Source organism: Paraburkholderia fungorum (assembly GCF_003610895.1).
Taxonomy (GTDB): Bacteria; Pseudomonadota; Gammaproteobacteria; order Burkholderiales; family Burkholderiaceae; genus Paraburkholderia; species Paraburkholderia fungorum_B.
Genome location: NZ_MCAS01000005.1, coordinates 140,297 through 157,414, shown reverse-complemented (window position 1 = coordinate 157,414; position 17,118 = coordinate 140,297). Strand labels below are relative to the sequence as shown.

Genomic DNA, 17,118 nt, shown 5'->3' with positions numbered 1-17,118 from the left:
TTACACCGTAAAAGGGTAAACGCCAGTGGAAATTCGCCATCTTTGCAAGTTATAGTAATTTCACACAGTACACTATAGTTGTACATAGTACAACGCAACTTGCAGAGGTAACGTTATGAGCACCCCTTCGAATGGTTCATCGTCCATTGCTCGCGACATCGAGCGCGTGTCGCCCGAGCTCGTCGCAGAGGCGGCGAAGTTCCAGGCAGCCATCCTCGCGGACGTCGCCGGGCGTCGCGGCACGCTGAATGGCCGGGTCAAACCGCTGTCGCCCAAAATGAAGGTGGCGGGTCCGGCCATCACCGTTGAAGTGCGTCCGGGCGATAACCTCGCCATCCACGCGGCGCTCGCCATCGCAAAACCAGGCGACGTGATTGTGGTCGACGGCAAGGGCGACCAGACCTGCGCGCTGATTGGCGAAATCATGGCCACGCAGGCGCATGCGACCGGCATCGCCGGCTTCGTTATCGATGCGGCTGTGCGCGACTCGCATGAACTCGTGCACGGCGACTTTCCGGTCTTTTCGGCGGGCCTCAACCCATGCGGCCCAACCAAGAGCGTCGCGGGTCGCGTGAATGCTCCCATCTCGGCGGGTGGCACGACCGTCAATCCTGGCGATCTCGTCGTGGGTGATGCCGACGGTGTTGTTGTCGTACCGCGCCACGAGGTGCCGAGGATTCTCGAACTGGCGCAGAAAAAGGTGGATGCGGAAGCGAAGCGCATCGCCGCAATCAGGAACGGTGACACCCGCGCGACGTGGCTCGAAAAGGAATTGCGGGCAGTCGGCATGCTCGCGGAAGGCGAGGCACTGTGATGCAAGCGAACCAGCAAAAGCCAGTCGTTCTGGTTACCGCTGCCGACCTTGCGCCAGAGGCGCTCGAGATGTTGAACAGCTTTGAAGTGGTGTTCACGGGAAAGCAGCCTGCCGAGGACGAGATCGTCGCGCTCTGCGCTGCCCGCCGGCCGGTCGCCATCATCGTTCGCTACGGCAAGGTGACCGCACGAATCATGGACGCCGCCGGCCAGCTTCAGGTCATCTCGAAGCATGGCAGCGGCATCGACGTGATCGACCAGGACGCGGCCGCGCAGCGCGGCATTGCGGTACGTGCGGCAGTTGGTGCGAATGCGGCGGCTGTCGCCGAACATGCGTGGGCGCTGATTCTTGCGTGTGCGAAGTCAGTGACGCAACTGGACGTCCGCATGCGCGCAGGGCATTGGGATAAGGCGACTCACAAGTCGGTAGAGCTGGACGGGCGTACGCTGGGTCTCGTCGGTCTCGGCTCGATCGGGCGGCGGGTCGCAGCCGTGGGCGCCGCATTCGGCATGAAAGTTATCGCGCATGACCCGTTCGCGAAGGAAGCCCCGCAGGGCGTGACACTGGTCGAACTCGATGCGCTGTACGCCGGCTCCGACGTCGTCTCGCTTCATTGTCCGTTGACGCCGGAAAATCGCCGGATGCTGAATCGTGAGACGTTTGCGCGCTTCAGGCGCGGCGCGATTCTCGTCAATACGGCGCGTGGCGGTCTCATCGACGAAGCCGCCCTCGTCGAAGCACTGGCCGAAGGCCAATTGCGTTGCGCCGGTCTCGATAGCTTCGATGTCGAGCCGATGTCGAATCCGCATCCATTCCAGTGCGTCTCCAATCTCATTCTCTCGCCGCATATCGGCGGCGTAAGCGATGCCGCTTACGTGAACATGGGAAAGGGCGCCGCGGCCAACGTACTGGCCGTACTCGAAGAGCGGGCTCGCACAGCAGCCTGATTTGTCCCGGAAGCTGGAGGTCCGACATGTTTTTCCTCAACTCACCTGAAGTGCGCCCGGCGGAAGTCTTCACGCGCATGCCCGAGAAATACCGCAAGCCGAACGTCCAGACGGATTGGGCGAGAGCGAACCGCGCCGGACAACGCACCGACTCGTTTCTCGAAGGGCCGGTATGGAGTCCGGACGGATTTCTTTACGTGACGGACATTCCTCACGGCCGGGTGTTTCGTATTGCGCCTTCGGGTGAGTGGGAGCTCGTCGTGGAGTACGACGGTGAGCCGAACGGAATGAAGCTTGCCGACGACAGTCATCTGCTCATCACCGACTATCGCAACGGACTGATGCTGCTCGACATCGAAAGCGGTGAAATCCGGCCCTATCTTGAGCGCCGAAATTCGGAACGCTTTCGGGGTGTCAACGACCTGAGCTTCGATTCCGCGGGCAACCTGTACTTCACGGACCAGGGCCAGACCGGCCTGCATGACCCGACGGGCCGCGTGTACCGGTTGAGCCCGGACGGCAGGCTCGACTTGCTGCTCGGCAATTGCCCGAGCCCGAACGGACTCGTGCTCTCACCGGACGAGAAAGTGCTCTACGTCGCGATGACGCGCGGCAACTGTGTGTGGCGCGTGCCGCTCCAGGCCGACGGCTCGGTCAGCAAGGTCGGCCAGTTCTTCACTTCGTATGGACCGAGCGGCCCCGACGGTTTGACTATCGACACGGAAGGCCGCCTCTTTGTCGCCAACCCGGGTCTTGGCCGCGCCTGGGTTCTCAATCACCGTGCGGAGCCCGTTGTTGTCCTGACCAGTCCCGAGGGTGCCTCGCTGACAAACCTCTGTTTCGGTGGGGCCGACATGAAGACGCTGTTCATGACCGAATCAGTCAGCGGCACGGTCCTCGTTGCCAGGATGGACGTTGCAGGTGTGTTCCCAAAGCAGGCGCGGTCCCGCATCTGACACGCGAACCGGCGCGGCGGGATTGACCGCGAAACCCGATTACGAGTCGCGTTCCATGAAGCGCGACGGAGGAGCACATCATGCAGATTTCCCACACGCTGAGCGGCGTGGCACGAAAGACAGATACGGAGCACGGTGCCGAAGCCGCCGCGTTGTCGGACGAGCATGCCGCGAGCGAGCGCACGCTCGCCAAGGTGTTTCGCCGCATCCTGCCGTTCATTTTCGCGTGCTACGTCATCAGCTACCTGGATCGCACCAACGTGGGCTTCGCCGCGCTCACGATGAACCGTGATCTCGGTCTGACTGCGGAGCAGTTCGGGTGGGGTGCAGGCCTCTTCTTTATCGGGTATTTCATCTTCGAAATACCGAGCAACCTGATTATGCAGAAGGTCGGAGCGCGCGTATGGATTGCGCGAATCATGATTACCTGGGGTGTGTTTTCGATGCTGACCGCGTTCGTGGTCGGCCCGAAAAGTTTTGCTGCAGCCCGCTTTCTGCTGGGTATCGCCGAGGCCGGTTTTACCCCTGGCATCTACCTGTACTTCACACACTGGTTTCCCGGCAAGTGGCGAGCGAAGGTCACGGCGGCATTTCTTGTCGGCATCCCGGTCGCGAACATGATTGGCTCGCCGATTTCGGGCGCGTTGCTTCAACTCGGCGGCATGCATGGATTGCGCAGCTGGCAATGGCTTCTGCTGATCGAAGGCTTGCCCGCCGTCATGCTCGGCATCGCCTGTCTGTTCGTGCTGGCTGATCGCCCCGAAAAAGCGAAATGGCTAAGCGACGAAGAGAAGGCGATTCTGGCGCGCCGTCTCGCTGCGGAGCAGAGGGGGATCGAGACAAAACACGGCGCGAAGCTGCGCGATGCGATGACCAACTGGCGGGTGTTCGTTCTCGCGTTCGTCAATTTTTGCGGCATCGTCGGCTCCATCGGGGTGGGCCTCTGGATGCCGCAAATCATCAAACAGTTCGGCGTCAGCCATGCGGCGGTTGGCGGACTGACAGCGGTGCCTTATGCCATTGGTGCCGTGGCGATGCTGCTGTGGGCCCGGCTGGCTAACCGCGTGAGCAATCGCATTCCGTATGTCGCGGGCGCGCTCGTCATTGCGGCAGTCGCGCTGACGGCCAGTGTGATGACCGATGTTCCCGCGCTCAAGCTGATCGCATTGTGTTTCACAGTGAGCGGAATTCTCGCGTTTCAAGCCACTTACTGGGCGATCCCCTCGAGTTTTCTGACCGGCCGCGCGGCTGCCGGCGGACTCGCGCTCATCGTATCGGTCGGCAATCTTGGGGGATTCGTCGGTCCCTCGATGATCGGTCTTATCAAGCAGATGTCGAACGGCTTCACCGCGCCGCTGATGGCGGTATCCGCCGTGCTGTTGGTAGGGGCCGCGACGATTGCCTGGCTCGGCGACCCCGGTGCGGGGACCGAAGAAGCAGTAGCGGGCCACTGAAGATCCGACTGCGAAAAGCTTCAACTCAACACACTAAAAATCAGATCTGGAGACTCCATGCTGTTCAAGAAAATCAATAAAACCTTTCGCATCAAGCCGCTGTTTGCCTTCGGCGCGACGGCAGCTGTCGGGATGTCGCTTGCTGCCACGTCCCATGCGCAGAGCAGCGTGACGCTGTACGGCATCGTCGACGTCGGCTTCGAGCACATCAACAATACGGCCACGGGCGGCGGCCAGACTCGCGAAGTGTCCGGCAACCTGTCCGGTTCCCGCTGGGGCATGAAGGGCGTCGAAGACCTCGGCGACGGGTTGTCCGCCATCTTCCTCCTTGAAAACGGCTTCAACGTCAACGACGGCACTACCGGACAGTCGACCAAGGGTATCGGTGCCAATGCGGCGACGACTTCGCGCCTGTGGGGACGCCAGGCATTCGTCGGTCTTGCCGGCAAGGGCCAGCAACTCAGCTTCGGCCGTCAAAATTCGCTGCTGTATGACCAGGCTGTGCCATTCGACCCGATGGGAGCTTCGTCACGCTACTCGACACTGTCGCTCGACTACGCGATGGCTGCACGGATCGACGATTCCGCCAAATACGTGGGTACGTTCGGCCCCGTGACGGCCGCCGCCATGTACAGCACGCGCTACGACACCGGTTACGGCGCCGAGGTGCCGGGCGCTGAAATCACCGGACGGTTCTACAGCGGATCGCTGACATACGGAGCCGGTCCGCTCGCCGCGAGCGTGTCGTTCGAGCAGCGCAACAGCAACACGTTCGCTACCAACACGGCGAGCGAGAGGCGGGTCACTGCTGCCGCGACGTATGTGATCGGCAACGTGAAGGCATTTGCCGGCTATCGCTTCCTGCGTGCGTCGAATGCGTTTCTTCCTGCTAACCCCATCGTCACCGCGAACGGTGCCACCGCAGGCTACGCCAACATGTACTGGACCGGCGCGCAGTATCGCGTGACACCCGCGCTTCAGCTCACCGCGGCGGCTTACTACCAGGATGTGCATGCGAGCAGCGCCGATCCGTGGATAGCCGTGCTCAACGCCGACTACTCGCTCTCCAAGCGTACCGACGTGTACGCGAGCGCCGCGTTTGCCCGCAACAGGAGCGGTTCGGCGCTCGGCGTCAACGGCTATGGCACCGTGGCGGCAGGGTACAACCAGACTGGCGTCACCCTCGGCATGCGCCAGAAGTTCTGACACCTGGAGCCATGGATGCAAATCGTGAACGCCCCTCATCTCCCTGTCAGACCCGATTGGCTTGCTCTGCGCGATGAACCGGTGCTGCAACCGGACTGGCCTGTTGTCGACGCCCACCATCATCTCTGGGACCGTCAAAGCGGACGCTATCTTGCGCACGAGTTTCTCGAGGATACGGGTTCAGGCCACCGGGTCGTTTCGACGGTGTATGTGCAGTGCCGCTCAATGCTGCGGGCTGACGGTCCCGTCGAGATGCGAGCGGTCGGCGAGATCGAGTTTGCGAATGGCGTCGCTGCGATGAGCGCGAGTGGCGCGTATGGACAGACGCGATGTTGCGAAGCGATTGTCGGGGGCGCCGATCTGTCGCGCGGCGATGACGTTGCGCCTGTGCTCGAAGCGATGCTGGAGGTGTCGGGCGGCCGGTTGCGGGGTATTCGTAATCCGCTCGCGTGGCATGAAAGCGAGGCGGTGAGATCGAGTCCCGTGACGCCGCCGCGTGACCTGATGCGGGACGCCGGATTCCGTGCGGGGGTGGCGACATTGGCGAGATACGGCTTGTCGCTGGATGCGTGGGTCTATCACACGCAACTCGATGAGCTCTACGCGCTTGCCTGCTGCGTGCCCGACGTCACGGTTGTCATCGACCATTTCGGTGGACCGGTCGGGGTCGGGCCGCACGCCGGGCACAGCGTGGAAGTGCTGGCCGCCTGGCGCGGCAGCCTGCAGCGTCTCGCGGCGCTGCCGAACACCCGCATGAAGCTCGGCGGCGCCGGCATGCCGGTCTTCGGTTACGACTTCGCCAGTGCCGCGTTGCCGCCGTCGTCGCAACAACTCGCTGACGCGTGGCGACCTTATTTCGAGGTCTGCGTTGACCTCTTCGGCGCTGAGCGCTGCATGTTCGAAAGCAACTTCCCCGTCGACAAGGGCATGTTCAGCTATCGCGTTCTGTGGAACGCGTTCAAGCGGCTTGCCGACCACGCATCCGAGGCTGAACGTAAAGCGCTTTTCAGCGGCACAGCGATACGAACCTACCGTTTGCGTGGAGCAGGAGACACAGTATGAAATCATCCATCAGCATGGCGGCGCCCGACACCGCCCGGGCGCCGGACGCCGAAGCGCGCCGTTACCGCAGTATCACGCGCCTCGAGTGGCGCTCACTGACGCTCGCCGGACTCGGATGGACGTTCGAGAGCTACGACTCCTTTCTGTTATCCCTGCTGCTGCCGGTCCTCGCGCTTCAGTTCGGTTTGTCGAAGGCCCAGCTTGGGCTCTTCACCAGCATCACGGCGGCGGGGCAAATCATCGGCGGAATCATTTTCGGGTGGGTGTCCGACCGTCTGGGCCGGGTAAGAACGGCCCTGCTTTGCATTGGCGTCTACTCGCTCTTTTCGGGGCTGCTGTCCATTGCGCCGGATGAACACTGGTTTGCGGTGTTGCGGTTCTTCGGTGCGCTTGGGATGGGCGGCATGTGGACCTCGGGTGCGGCGCTGGTCGCCGAAACGTGGCACGCGAGCCGTCGCGGCAAGGGCGGCGCGCTCATGCAGATGGGGCTGCCGGTCGGGGCGATTCTCGCCATTACGATTGCCGGCATTGTCAGCAGCGCTTACGGCGGCCTCGCCGGTAACGGATGGCGGCTGCTGTTCCTGATTGGCGCATTGCCGTTCTTCATTCTGTTCTTCGTCGCACGGAAGACGCCGGAGTCCGCCATCTGGCTGGAGCGCCGGGCGTCGAAAAAGCAGGTGAACGCTGCCGTGCCGGCATCGGCGCCCACAGCCGGGGTGAACGTGCGCGGACTATTGCTCGCGTTCACTTTCATCTTCTTCCTGCAGTACCTGTACTGGGGTGTGTTCACCTGGACGCCGACGTTTCTGCTGACGGTCAAGCATCTGGACTTCGTCCATAGCCTGAAGTTTGTCTTCGCGCTTCAATTCGGCGCGATTGCCGGCTTCCTGCTGTTTTCCGCGCTGGTCGACCGGCTGGGACGACGTCCGATGTTCCTCGCCTATCTGCTGGTCGGCGCTGTCGCCGTGGGCGTGTACATCGTCTCGACCAATCCTTTCGCGCTGATGGTCGCCATTTTTCTGACCGGCTTCGGCGTGAATGGCATCTTCGCGGGCGCGGGTCCATTCCTCGCCGAGGTGATCGGCAATACCGCGTCACGCGGGTTGCTGATGGGGCTCGCTTATAACGGCGGCCGGCTCGGCGGTTTCATTGCGCCGCTCGTCATCGGTGCGCTGGCGTCGACGGCGGGAGGCTTCACCCTCGGTCTTGCGACGACCATCGTTGCCTTCGTCGCGGCTGCAATCGTGGTTCTGCTCGCGCCGGAAACGCGCGGCAAGGCGCTCGAATGAGCGCCGTTGATCAACGAGCGGGCCGCTACGCGCGTGCACTCCCGGCGCTAGTTGAAATTCAGAAAGCAGCGCTTAAGCGCACAATAAATGTTGGAGACATACATGCAACCTGCTAACGACACCGCACCCTCCGCCATTGAGCGGCAGACGATCCGAAAGGTCGTCTTGCGGCTCGTCCCTTTCCTGATGGTGTGTTACCTGCTCGCCTTTATCGACCGGGGCAATGTCGGGATGGCATCCCTTCAGATGAACCACGACCTTGGTATGTCGGCGAAGGTATTCGGCTTCGGCAGCAGCCTGTTCTTTGTCTCGTACTTTTTTTGCGAGGTGCCGAGCAATCTGGCGCTCGAGAAGTACGGCGCGCGAGTCTGGATTGCCCGCATCATGATTACGTGGGGCATTGTTTCGGCAGCGACCGCGCTGGTGCATAACGCGACTTCGTTTTACATCCTGCGCTTTCTGCTCGGTGCGGCCGAGGCCGGTTTTTTTCCGGGCGTGCTGCTTTACCTCTCGTACTGGATTCCCGCTACCTATCGCGCTCGCATTGTCGCCACGTTCATGGTCGCCATTCCGGCGGCGAGCTTCATCGGATCGCCTGTGTCGGCATTGCTTCTCCAGATGGATGGACTCGCCGGCCTGCGCGGCTGGCACTGGCTGTTCCTTCTTGAGGGCGTCCCCACGGTTCTGCTCGGCGTTGCCTGCCTGTTCCTGTTGACGAACAAGCCGGAAGACGCGAAATGGCTCAATGACGACGAGCGCAAATGGCTCGTGAGCGCGCTGAGGAGCGAACGCAAAGCGCCCAGAAAAGTCCTGTCCATGCCGTTGACGAAGCTGTTCCGCAACCGCTACGTGTTGTGCCTCGCGCTCGTCGATACGTGCGCGTCCGCCGCGGGTAGCACGCTCTCTGTCTGGCAGCCGCAGTTGCTCAAATCGTTTGGTCTCACGGTGATGGAAACCGGATTGCTGAACTCGGTTCCTTACGCGGTTGCGTCCATTCTGATGGTGGTTTGGGGACGGCGCTCCGACCGCCTTGGCGAACGCCGCTGGCATACCGTGGTGCCGATGCTGCTGATTGGCGCTGGACTGTTCGCGACTTCGCTCAGTGGGTCGCTGCTGCCGACGGTTTGCATGCTCTGCGCGGTGCTGGTCGGCGCCTATTCGTTCAAAGGCCCGTTCTGGGCGCTCGCTACCGACATGCTATCGAACAGCGCTGTCGCTGCAGGACTCGCGACGATCAATGCCATAGCGAATCTGCTTGGTGGCGGTCTGATGGTCAATGTCTATGGCGTGGTCAAGGATGCGACGGGCAGTTATGCGCTTGCGCTCATGCCGCTCGCCGTCCTGACGCTCGTGAGCGTCGCGACCTTGCTGCTGCTCACTCGCACCGATCCTTCAAAACAACTGACCAGCAAGACGGAGACTGTCTGAACATGCCGAACAGGAAAAGACGCGAATTCCTGCACTATGCAGGCGCGGCAATGACGGCCTGTGCGCTGCCGCGCTGGGCCAGCGCCGAGGAAACGTGGTCGAGCGGTACCGAACTGCCTTCGTTCAAATTGCCTGAAGGCGCGATCGATTGCCACATGCATATCTACGACGACCGGTTTCCGGTCGCACCCGGCACGACGCTGCGTCCACCCAATGCGACTGTCGAGCAATACAGGCTGGTGCAGAAACGCCTGGGTGTGCGCAGAAACGTGGTGGTGACCCCATCGACCTACGGGACGGACAACCGGTGCACGCTGGACGCGTTGAAGCGGTTCGGCACGAACGCGCGGGGTGTGGCGGTTGTCGATTCGGCCGTCAGCGATGATGAACTTCGAAATCTCCACAGCGGCGGTATTCGCGCGATTCGCTTCAATCTCAGCTATCCTGGCGCGACGACGCTCGACATGCTCGCTCCGCTGGCAGCCCGGATTTCAGCGTTTGGCTGGCACATCGAACTGGTCGTTCAAGGCGCACGGTTGCCGGAACTGGAGCGTCATCTCGTGGCGTTGCCGTGCCCGCTGGTGATCGACCACATCGCACATGTTCCGCAGCCAGGCGGCTTGTCGTCAGACGCTTTTCGTACCGCGGCGCGGCTGGTCGAGAAGGGCAGGACGTGGATTACGTTGTCTGGCCCCTATGTGGACAGCAGGGTGGGAGCGCCGGCCTACGACGATATCGCGCCGGTTGCCCGGGCATTGATCGGCATGGCGCCGGAGCGGATGCTCTGGGGCACGGACTGGCCGCATCCGACCGAGAAGTCTTCGAAGCCCGACGATGCGCATTTGCTGGACCTCTTCGCCAGCTGGATTGGACGGCCGGATTGGCAACAACTGGTGTTTGTGAGCAACCCGTCGAAGCTCTATGGCTTTTCATGAAAAGGGCCGTGAGATTCTGAGGCGCGCTTGAAGGTGCGCTTTAGGGTCCGCTTTAGGGTCCGCTTCGGAGCGCGTGAGGGCGGACTTGAGCGTGCCGCCGCGAGTTGTCAGGGGGCTCGGCGCTAGAAGGGCAAATGCAAAAAGCCGCCCAGTAAGGCGGCTTTGCGTTTTGTGTCGGATGGTGCCCAGGGCCGGAATCGAACCGGCACGCCTTGCGGCGGGGGATTTTGAGTCCCCTGCGTCTACCAATTTCACCACCTGGGCAGGTCCTGCAGCGCACGCGTCAGACTTTGGCGCGCGGCGAAGACGCAGATTATGGCCGAAAATTCGACGGCGAGCAAGTCGCCGGCCTTCTTCGCATGCCCGGCCGTCAAACGGTGCGTGAAAACCGTTCGAGCGCCTGCTGGCCGAGATAGCGGTCGAACACCATCGCGATATTGCGCACGAGCATGCGGCCGGCCGTCTGCACTTCGAGCTTGCGGCCGCTCACTGACACGAGGCCGTCCTGCTCGAAGCCGCGCAAGCGTTCCAGCTCCGGCTCGAACGTATTGGAGAAGCGGATGCCGTAGGCGGCTTCGAACTCGTCGAAACGCAACTCCAGATTGCACATCAATTGCGTGATGACATCGCGACGCAGACGGTCGTCAGCAGTGAGGCGTACACCACGCGTGATCGCGAGTTTGCCGGCATCGATTGCCGCGGTATAGCCGGGCAGGTCCTTCGCGTTCTGCGCGTACACGTCGCCGACCTTGCCGATCGACGATGCGCCAAAGCCGATCAGATCGCATTCCGCGCGCGTGCTGTACCCCTGGAAATTCCGCTGCAATGTACGCTGCGCCTGTGCGCGCGCGAGTTCGTCGGTGGGCAGCGCGAAGTGATCCATGCCGATGTAGACATAGCCTGCGTCCGTGAGCCGCTCGACCACGCGTTGCAGGATGGCGAGCCGCACGGCTGGGGACGGCAGCGTGGACTCATCCATCTGCCGTTGCATCTTGAAGAGTTGCGGCATGTGCGCATACGCGAACACCGAGAGGCGGTCGGGCGCGAGTTCGATCATCGTGTCGAGCGTGCGGCTGAAGCTTTCGACCGTTTGATGCGGCAGCCCGTAAATCAGATCGACGCCGATCGAGTGGAAGCCTGTATCGCGCGCGGCCTGCATTACCGACACGGTCATATCGAGCGGTTGAATGCGATTGATCGCCTGCTGCACCACCGGATCAAAATCCTGCACACCGAGACTGAGCCGGTTAAAGCCTAGCTTGCGCAAATGCGCAATGGTCTCGGGCGATGCTTCGCGCGGATCGACTTCGATTGAATATTCGCCTTCGATATCGGGCAGCAAGACGAAATGCTCGCGGGCAGCGGCCATCAGCTCCGCCATTTCGTCGTGCGATAGAAACGTGGGCGTGCCGCCGCCCCAGTGCAATTGCGACACAGGGCGCCGCGTGTCGAAACACTGCGCTTGCAGCGCCATTTCTCGCTTCAGACGGTCGACGTAAGGACGCGCGTGAGCGCGGTTCTTCGTGGCGACCTTGTTGCAGCCGCAGTAGAAGCACACGGTGTCGCAAAAGGGGATGTGGAAGTACAGCGACAGGTCGGTGGAGGCGGCGCCTGGATCGGCGGCGGCGCGTAAATAGTCGGCGGGATCGAACGCGTCGCGGAACTGCAAGGCGGTTGGATAGGACGTATACCGTGGACCGTTTGCGTTGTACTTGGCGAGCAGGTCAGGGCGGAATAGCAGGTTGGCGGTGGTCATAAGGCGCTCGGGTTTGACAGCCACCCTTGAAGAGGCACGAGCCGGCGGATTCTCGGGACCGGATCGAACTGCGCAAACGCCTCTTGAGCGTGGCCTTTCGTATCCATCAAGTTTACGCGGGCGGCCTCCGGCCGGATTGTGTAAAAAGGTCGCACGCGACGCGATGGCACAATGCGGGTCTGGCGTTGCGTGGTGCGGTGTGCTGCCTGTTTTCGAGTTCAGGAAAAATGTCGTGAGTGATGTGTCGAGCAGCGTTCTGAAGTGCGAGTCCCCGTTCAATGTGAGCGGTCACGCTTGCCGCCCCGATTGCGGCGCGTGCTGTATCGCGCCGTCGATTTCGAGCCCAATCCCGGGCATGCCGAATGGCAAGCCGGCAGGTGTGCGCTGCGTACAACTCGGCGACGATCTGCGCTGCGCGATCTTCGGTCAACCGGAGCGGCCGGCGTGTTGTTCCGGTCTGCAACCGCAGACGGACATGTGCGGCGCGAGCCGCAATGAAGCGCTCGCGTGGCTCGCCCAGCTGGAAATACAGACTCAACCGCAGCCGGCGGTGCCCCGCTAGCGCCTACGCGATTGCGCCACGCCATCCGTTCAGACAGACACGACTTAACGTAAAAGCATGCTCGAGAAGGTTTCCACAGGAGATTTCGCATGACTCGACCCGCTGCGCCGACCCGGCGCCGCTTCCTGCTTGCCGCGCTGACAGGCGGCAGCGCGCTTGGCATCACCGTGTCGCTGGCAGCCTGTGCGACACCGATCTTTCCGTTCATTCCCTCGCACTACACGTTCTCGCAGCAGCAGGTGCAGGACGCGGTGCAGCGCAAATTTCCGTATCAACGTACGGTTTCGCAGGTGTTCGAAGTCGCGCTGACTAATCCGGTGGTCGGCTTCCTGCCGGACGCGAACCGCGTTTCGGTGAAGCTCGATGCGCGGCTCGCGAGTCCGTTCATGCAGCAGCCGGTCGACGGCGTATTCACGCTGTCGAGCGAACTGGCTTACGACGCTGCCAGCAAATCCGTCGTGCTGAAGTCGCCGAATGTCGATAACGTCAGCGTGAGCGGGCAGGCGCAGGCCTACACGCAGCAGATCAACGCCGCGGCGGCCGTGCTTGCCACGCAATTGCTGACCAACTACCCGATCTACACATTCAAGCCTGAACAGTTGCAATTTGCCGGAGTGAATTACGAACCCGGTACAATCACGATCCTTACAAACGGCATACGCGTACAGATCGTCGAAAAATGACGGTGCGCGCGGCCGGCAGGGCCGCGCGCACCGTGCGGGCCCTGTTCGTTCCGACTATCTACAGCGATGAGGGTCACGGATGGACTGGCTAATGGCTTGCAAGGCGCTGATTCTGGGCGTCGTTGAGGGGTTGACGGAATTTTTGCCGGTATCGAGCACCGGCCATTTGATCGTCGCGGGCAGTCTGCTCAATTTCACGGATGAACACGCGAAAACCTTCGATGTCGTGATCCAGCTCGGCGCGATTCTGGCCGTGTGCTGGGAGTTTCGCCGCCGCATCGGCAGCGTGGTGGTCGGGTTGCCCAGCCGGCCCGACGCAAGGCGCTTCACGCTGAACGTGATCATCGCGACGATTCCAGCGGTCGTACTCGGCCTGCTGTTTGAGAAGGCCATCAAGGCGGCACTGTTTTCGCCTGTGCCGGTCGCGTTCGCGCTGGTGGCGGGCGGGGTGGTGATCCTGTGGGCGGAAGCGCGCCAGCGCGCGCGGGGCGACGCGGCGGCGCGCGTTCAGCACGTCGACGACCTGAGCCCGCTGGATGCGCTGAAAGTCGGCCTCGCTCAATGTTTCGCGCTGATTCCTGGCATGTCGCGCTCGGGATCGACGATCATCGGCGGGATGCTGTTTGGCCTCGAACGGCGTGTTGCCACGGAGTTTTCCTTCTTCCTCGCGATTCCGATCATTTTCGGCGCGACGGCTTATGAGCTCTACAAAGACTGGCATCTGTTGTCCGCCGACGCGCTCGGCAGTTTCGCGCTCGGTTTCGTGGCCGCCTTCATCAGCGCTTTCGCCTGCGTGCGCTGGCTGCTGCGCTATATCTCCGCGCACGATTTCACCGTATTCGCGTGGTACCGGATCGGCTTCGGCCTGTTGATCCTGCTGGTCGGTTATAGCGGCGCATTGAGCTGGGCGGACTGAGTTTCTACCGGTTTTCTGAAGCATGAAAAAAGGTCCGCCATTACGTTGGCGGACCTTTTTCTTATTGCGAGCGAGCTATGGCGTGTGGTTTTACGCCGTGCTGCGCTTCCTGTACACCAGATCCCACACGCCATGCCCAAGCCGTAGCCCGCGGCGTTCGAACTTCGTCACCGGACGATACTCGGGACGTGGCGCGTAGCCGTCGGCGGTGTTTTCCAGGGCGGGATCGGCGCCCAATACTTCGAGCATCTGCTCGGCGTAGTTTTGCCAGTCGGTCGCGCAATGCAAATACGCGCCCGGCTTCAGACGCGAAACCAGCAACGCGACGAACTTCGGCTGGATCAGCCGGCGCTTATGATGACGCGCCTTGTGCCAAGGGTCCGGAAAGAAGATATGAACACCGTCGAGGCTGTCCGGCGCAATCATCTGCTCGAGCACTTCGACCGCGTCGTGCTGAATGATGCGGATATTCGAGAGCGCCTGCTCGCCCATCAGCTTCAGTAGTGCGCCGACTCCAGGCTCGTGCACTTCGACGCCCAGGAAGTCGTCGTCGGGACGGTGTGAGGCGATCTCCGCCGTGCTTGCGCCCATCCCGAAGCCGATTTCCAGCACGCGCGGCGCTGCACGGCCGAACACGCTGTTCCAGTCGGGTTCCTGCGGTGTGAAGGGCAGCACGAAACGGGGACCGAGATCGTCCATCGCGCGGCGCTGGCCGGTCGACACGCGACCCGCACGCGTGACAAAGCTGCGGATGCGGCGTCGATGCAAGGCTTCTTCTGGCGTCGCGCCGGCATCGGCGTCGGCCGGCTGGTCTTCGGCTGCGGTGGAGGGCGGCGGGAGTTGGTCCGGCAGGCCGGCGTCGTTTGGATCGTGGATCATTGTCGATGCTGCTACAAGGGTGAGGGCTTGGCGGCTTGCCCGGCGCGTCGCGAGGCGCCTTTTGCGCTTGCGCGGCACGGGCCGCGGTTCGCTCGAATCGCTATGCCTTGCCGCCGTCACTACAAAAAAGCCGCCTTCATGGGAGGCGGCTCGTGCTGGATTCTGCTGACGGCTCAGCAGGAAGGTGGAGCAGGCGTTGCGAGTGCGCGTAAGGTAGCACACCGCAAAAGGGTGCGTCCAGACGGTGGTGGACGTGAAGGGGGTCCGAAATCGGCATCAGGATTACGTTTTCATAACCGTGATTGCGATTCGTATGATTTAATCTTGTTGTAAGCCATTCTTTTGCAACGGTTATCAAAACGAAAATCCATTATGGGCAAATACGCACACAATCATCGTCAGGCAAAACCGGCCAAAGCGGGTTGGATCGCGGTCGATCCGACTGCTGTTCCGACTACTTCTCAGAATGCACTTCGCAAAGCCATGGCCATTGAAGGCGTGGCGCTCACGCAATACAACGATTTGCTGTGGATCATGGCGCAGGAGTCTGGTGGCGCGGTGGACCGGCGCGACGGGAAGTTGGCCACGCGTGGCATGTATCAACTGCTGCCGTCTCAATGTGGATTGAATCCGAATGGTGAAAAATCGTTCGGTAATGCAATCGAGGAATGCCAGGGTGGGATTCGCTACATTCTTGGCCGGTATCACACTGCAGCGTCAGCGCGTCTGGTGTGGGAAGCGAACCACTGGTGTTGAATACCGAATGCCGTGCGGCCTCATCGCGCGTTTGAGCGACTTCCTGAATGACAGACGGGGAGTGGGCAGCAGGCGGGGAACGCAGGAGATTCGGATTCTTTCGTGAAGCCACCATGGGCAATCGCCGGGCTGGCTGAAAGAATCTGGAGCGGGCGATGGGAATCGAACCCACGGCTCTAGCTTGGGAAGCTAGGGTATTACCATTATACGACGCCCGCAGAGCTGAGTATTTTACAGGGGTTTCGGCGGTTTGGGGAGCCGGGATCGTGGTGGGTGGCGTGAAAAATGCATGTGTTTTGGTGTATTTCGATGGCATCGCTGCCTCGCAGCGGAACGACGTTGTTCGCAGCCGTCATACGAGACCGTCAAGTGGATCGTGCAACGCGGACGGTCTTGCGAGTATCCTCGTCCGACCCACGGTCCTGGATCATCAGGTGGGGGCAGCGCTATCGGTAATCGAGCTTGGGTAAACAGTTAGCAGGTCTGAAATGGTATCGTCATTCATCGACCTGGTAATTTTGTTAACTATTTCTGCCAATTTTTCTGCTTTGATCTCCATTTCTTCATTTTCTATATATCTTGAAAGTTGATATATGGCCTCTACGTAAAATGTGAGAACGCTTGCGCATACGTAGACAGAGAAAGACATCTTGTCGGAAAATACCGAGCGAATTGAAAGAGACCGAATCTCGGTGTCATCACTATTGGCGAGGAGAAGATTAAAGATATCTTCTCCGAGCGTATGCACGGAGTCCGACGCCGGAGTGAACAGGTCGTGGTAGAAGTGTTCGAACCCCAGAGCTTGAAAGCGGCGCCGTGCATCCGGCCATGGATTAGCCTTTTCTACACCAGGAACCAGTTTCTCCGTCACATTGAGATGGTGCAGACGTGCTTTTGCAACTTCGATTCCTTCAGTGTTTTTAGTACCCTGTAGATAGCTATGCCATTTCTTTGCCCGCTCACGCGCGCCGAAGAAATGTTGCTTTAAAAGAGACATTGCACGACCATTGGTTGGATCGTCGACGATATAGATGAAATTTATACTGTGTTCGAGTGCTATTCTGGCGAGAGCCTCCGCCGCGCTGAAGCGTTGCTCTTCCAGATTGGCGATCATGCTCTCGTTAATTTCGTCGATGGCCGTTAGTAGAACGAGGAATTCGATTTGTTTTAAAGCGGAATTTTTGGAATAAAAGTCGTTTTTTATTATATCTTCGAATATCTCTTTGAGTGAGAGTTGTACTTCTTTTAGCTTTGATGTGTGATGGAAGTGCTTTGCGTGCTTCGCTTCATGCTCCGCCAGAAAAGCATCGTGGATAGTTTTTGTGCTTGTGGCCATGTCTCGACTAATTAATTTTGATGACCGCTGAGAATAGCTCGGTGACGCACGGAAAGCGAGCGGATCGAGCGTAAGGATAGCCAGCAAAACTGGAGCAAGCGGCGAGAGTTTGGCGCCCGCACCATTGGGAATCGCCCGA

16 protein-coding genes and 2 tRNA genes are annotated in these 17,118 nt (G+C 60.8%); 13 read left to right on the top strand and 5 right to left on the bottom strand.

The window, feature by feature from the left end:
- Positions 1-115: 115 nt before the first annotated feature.
- The 9 genes from BCY88_RS06965 (at position 116) to BCY88_RS06925 (ending at position 10,091) form a co-directional block, all read left to right on the top strand.
- Positions 116-814, top strand: coding sequence for an RraA family protein (locus BCY88_RS06965; protein ID WP_120343550.1), 699 nt, complete (start codon positions 116-118; stop codon positions 812-814).
- Positions 814-1,761: a hydroxyacid dehydrogenase gene (locus BCY88_RS06960; RefSeq protein ID WP_120343549.1), complete on the top strand. Its 948-nt coding sequence runs from the start codon at positions 814-816 to the stop codon at positions 1,759-1,761. Before BCY88_RS06965 ends, BCY88_RS06960 begins: the two co-directional genes overlap by 1 nt.
- Before the next feature lie 26 nt (positions 1,762-1,787).
- On the top strand, positions 1,788-2,717 hold the full coding sequence (locus BCY88_RS06955; RefSeq protein WP_120343548.1) for an SMP-30/gluconolactonase/LRE family protein: 930 nt from the start codon (positions 1,788-1,790) through the stop codon (positions 2,715-2,717).
- Between the two features lie 80 nt (positions 2,718-2,797).
- A complete protein-coding gene (locus BCY88_RS06950; RefSeq protein ID WP_120343547.1) occupies positions 2,798-4,171 on the top strand; it encodes an MFS transporter in 1,374 nt (457 codons plus the stop codon).
- A 57-nt stretch (positions 4,172-4,228) separates the two neighbouring features.
- Positions 4,229-5,377 (top strand): porin, encoded by a 1,149-nt coding sequence (locus BCY88_RS06945; RefSeq protein ID WP_120343546.1) that lies wholly within the window; start codon positions 4,229-4,231, stop codon positions 5,375-5,377.
- Positions 5,378-5,392: 15 nt separating this feature from the next.
- The gene (locus BCY88_RS06940) at positions 5,393-6,439 is read left to right on the top strand and encodes an amidohydrolase family protein (RefSeq protein ID WP_120343545.1); all 1,047 of its coding nucleotides are present in this window, start codon (positions 5,393-5,395) and stop codon (positions 6,437-6,439) included.
- Positions 6,440-6,453: 14 nt separating this feature from the next.
- Entirely contained in the window at positions 6,454-7,728 is a 1,275-nt protein-coding gene (locus tag BCY88_RS06935; RefSeq protein ID WP_404935681.1) for an MFS transporter, read from the top strand.
- A 102-nt stretch (positions 7,729-7,830) separates the two neighbouring features.
- A complete protein-coding gene (locus BCY88_RS06930; protein ID WP_120343543.1) occupies positions 7,831-9,156 on the top strand; it encodes an MFS transporter in 1,326 nt (441 codons plus the stop codon).
- A gap of 2 nt (positions 9,157-9,158) precedes the next feature.
- Positions 9,159-10,091: an amidohydrolase family protein gene (locus BCY88_RS06925; RefSeq protein WP_120343542.1), complete on the top strand. Its 933-nt coding sequence runs from the start codon at positions 9,159-9,161 to the stop codon at positions 10,089-10,091.
- Positions 10,092-10,270: 179 nt separating this feature from the next.
- Here BCY88_RS06925 and BCY88_RS06920 read toward each other — a convergent pair.
- A tRNA-Leu gene (locus tag BCY88_RS06920) sits at positions 10,271-10,355 on the bottom strand.
- A 106-nt stretch (positions 10,356-10,461) separates the two neighbouring features.
- Entirely contained in the window at positions 10,462-11,847 is a 1,386-nt protein-coding gene (gene hemN / locus BCY88_RS06915; RefSeq protein WP_120343541.1) for an oxygen-independent coproporphyrinogen III oxidase, read from the bottom strand.
- Between the two features lie 232 nt (positions 11,848-12,079).
- Here hemN and BCY88_RS06910 point away from each other — a divergent pair, with 232 nt between their 5' ends.
- From BCY88_RS06910 to BCY88_RS06900, 3 genes are all read left to right on the top strand, one after another.
- Positions 12,080-12,409 (top strand): YkgJ family cysteine cluster protein, encoded by a 330-nt coding sequence (locus tag BCY88_RS06910; protein ID WP_120343540.1) that lies wholly within the window; start codon positions 12,080-12,082, stop codon positions 12,407-12,409.
- An 89-nt stretch (positions 12,410-12,498) separates the two neighbouring features.
- Positions 12,499-13,092, top strand: coding sequence for a DUF1439 domain-containing protein (locus BCY88_RS06905; protein WP_120343539.1), 594 nt, complete (start codon positions 12,499-12,501; stop codon positions 13,090-13,092).
- 79 nt (positions 13,093-13,171) lie between these two features.
- Entirely contained in the window at positions 13,172-14,008 is an 837-nt protein-coding gene (locus tag BCY88_RS06900) for an undecaprenyl-diphosphate phosphatase (protein ID WP_120343538.1), read from the top strand.
- 90 nt (positions 14,009-14,098) lie between these two features.
- On the opposite strand, the gene trmB is transcribed toward BCY88_RS06900, so the two are convergent.
- Positions 14,099-14,887: a tRNA (guanosine(46)-N7)-methyltransferase TrmB gene (trmB, locus tag BCY88_RS06895; protein WP_120343537.1), complete on the bottom strand. Its 789-nt coding sequence runs from the start codon at positions 14,885-14,887 to the stop codon at positions 14,099-14,101.
- A 342-nt stretch (positions 14,888-15,229) separates the two neighbouring features.
- Here trmB and BCY88_RS06890 point away from each other — a divergent pair, with 342 nt between their 5' ends.
- Positions 15,230-15,643, top strand: a complete 414-nt coding sequence (locus BCY88_RS06890) for a hypothetical protein (RefSeq protein ID WP_259461270.1) — start codon at positions 15,230-15,232, stop codon at positions 15,641-15,643.
- A 144-nt stretch (positions 15,644-15,787) separates the two neighbouring features.
- On the opposite strand, the gene BCY88_RS06885 is transcribed toward BCY88_RS06890, so the two are convergent.
- Positions 15,788-15,861: transfer RNA gene (locus BCY88_RS06885), tRNA-Gly, on the bottom strand.
- 212 nt (positions 15,862-16,073) lie between these two features.
- Positions 16,074-16,979, bottom strand: a complete 906-nt coding sequence (locus tag BCY88_RS06880; RefSeq protein WP_120343535.1) for a DUF5677 domain-containing protein — start codon at positions 16,977-16,979, stop codon at positions 16,074-16,076.
- Positions 16,980-17,118 lie beyond the last annotated feature (139 nt).